At 48.0% G+C, this 1,969-nt stretch carries 2 protein-coding genes; both read right to left on the bottom strand.

What is annotated here, in order from left to right; all coding sequences use genetic code 11:
* On the bottom strand, window positions 1-701 hold a 701-nt coding region (locus tag WBV75_RS04655), incomplete at its 3' end, for a mechanosensitive ion channel family protein (protein ID WP_424119484.1).
* Window positions 702-705: 4 nt separating this feature from the next.
* Window positions 706-1,969, bottom strand: a 1,264-nt coding sequence (locus tag WBV75_RS04650; protein WP_424119483.1) for an ABC transporter permease, incomplete at its 5' end; no start/stop codon positions are given.

Below are 1,969 nucleotides of genomic sequence, written 5' to 3'. Positions count from 1 at the left end.
GCTTCCCTCTGTTTAAGCACGCCTTCTTCCTCCCTCACAGCCTCGAGCAGCAATCGGGTAACGAGTTCCACATCACTGCCGTAGGCCACGCCGACACTTACAGCCTCTCTTGTTACGCGATGGTTTTGGGTATAATTAAACACCGTTTCCATCATAAACTTGTGGTTGGGAATCACCATGACCTTCTCATCCCTGGTTTGGGCCAGGGTAGTTCTGAGCCTGATTTCCAGTATTTTCCCAATGCGATCGTCGACCTCTACTATATCCCCGACACTTAAGGATTTATCGACCACAATCAGGATCCCGCCGATAATATCCTGAAACAACTCCTGCAGTGCGAGTCCAATACCGACAAAGAGTGCCGCAGAAGCCGTAATGAGCAGGGTAATATCAATACCTGCGGAGCTCATCGTGAGCAAGATGACACCGACGTAGATCAGGTACTTTACGTATTTGAAAATGGTGACAAATTTCATTTTATCCTCTGCATCCATCTTCCGGGTCAAGAGTACCCGTGTCCAGTTCATCAAAAACTTCGTGGCGATCAGCGCGAGAATGACGAGGATCAAAAGGCCAAACGTAATATGTATACCGTTGTTGGAATCGCCCAGGTGAATACCCGTGTTCAGAAACTCCTCAATGGTCTGCCAGAGATCGTTTTCGATAAAATCCTTTACATCATTTGTAGTGTCCTGAACCATAAACTCAATACTTTAACCATTTGAGCAATTCCCGGTAGGTGGGTTTTTTGCCATACATAAGAATACCTACTCTGTAAATCCTCGAGGCCAGGTAAACGATCGCCAAAAAAGTGAGTATCAGCAAAAAGATCGAAAGCAGGAGTTGCCATACAGGTACGCCCCCTTCCCCAATTCCGCCCGGCAACCGCATCATCATTACGATGGGTGAGGTCAGTGGAAAAATAGAAAATCCTACGGCAATAGGACCATGTGGGTTTGAAAAAACAGAAAAGAAGCCCACGTATATGGCCAGCATCAGAGGGAGGATTATAGGAAAGATAAACTGTTGGGTATCCGTCTCATTGTCAACAGCGGCGCCAATGGCCGCATAGATGGAGCTATAGATGAGATAGCCCAAAATAAAGTAAACCAGGAAAAACCCTATCATCAATCCCATGGGAATGTTGAGGAATTCCTCCACGATCAGGGCTGTAGTAGCATCGGTTTGCAACTGGTTTACCGGGTTGATCCCTTCAAGGCCCGGAGCTGTCCCGGACCCCTCGAGCAGAATGGACGGATCCAGATCTAAAAAGACCAACACGAGGACCATCAGGAGGGTGGCCGAAACTATCCAAATTAAGAACTGGGTGATCCCCGCCAGGGAGGTCCCGATAATTTTACCCAACATTAATTGGAAAGGCTTGACGGAAGAAATAATGATTTCAATAATTCGACTCGTTTTTTCCTCTATTACAGAACGCATGACGAAACCCCCGTATATGATTATAAACATCATGATAAGATATCCGAATCCCCCGCCTACAAGAGCTTTAAATTCATTGATTCCCTTAACACTGCGTTCACCGGCAAAAGTGGCTGTGTTGATTTCATATCCCACGCCGAGATCGGCGTACGTCTCAGGGCTCATCCCGAGTTCTTCGAGCCTGTACAGACGCAATCCCCTTTCCAGTATCCGCTCGATCCGATCCAGGACGGAAGTACTCGGAGCCTCCCGGGTATAGAGATACGCGCGTTCGGCTACCCAATCCAGTTGCGCACCATCCTCGAGATGAAGCAGTCCGTAGTAACCCATGGACAGGGTACTGTCTTTGGCCTCCTCCAGGGATAAATCCCGCAGGGTTACAAAAGAAACCCCGGGCTGGGGAAGAAAATCCCCCTGAAAAAAGGGGCTTTCATTGAGTACGGAGACAATCCGCTTTTCATTGTCGTTGATCTTGGTGAGATAGGCGATCAGGACAACCATACCCACCAGCAAAATGGGACTGAGG

The organism is Robiginitalea sp. (genome assembly GCF_049588695.1).
Lineage (GTDB): Bacteria > Bacteroidota > Bacteroidia > Flavobacteriales > Flavobacteriaceae > Robiginitalea.
Note: the sequence above shows the minus strand (reverse complement) of the source record. Positions and strands in the feature narration are given on the sequence as shown.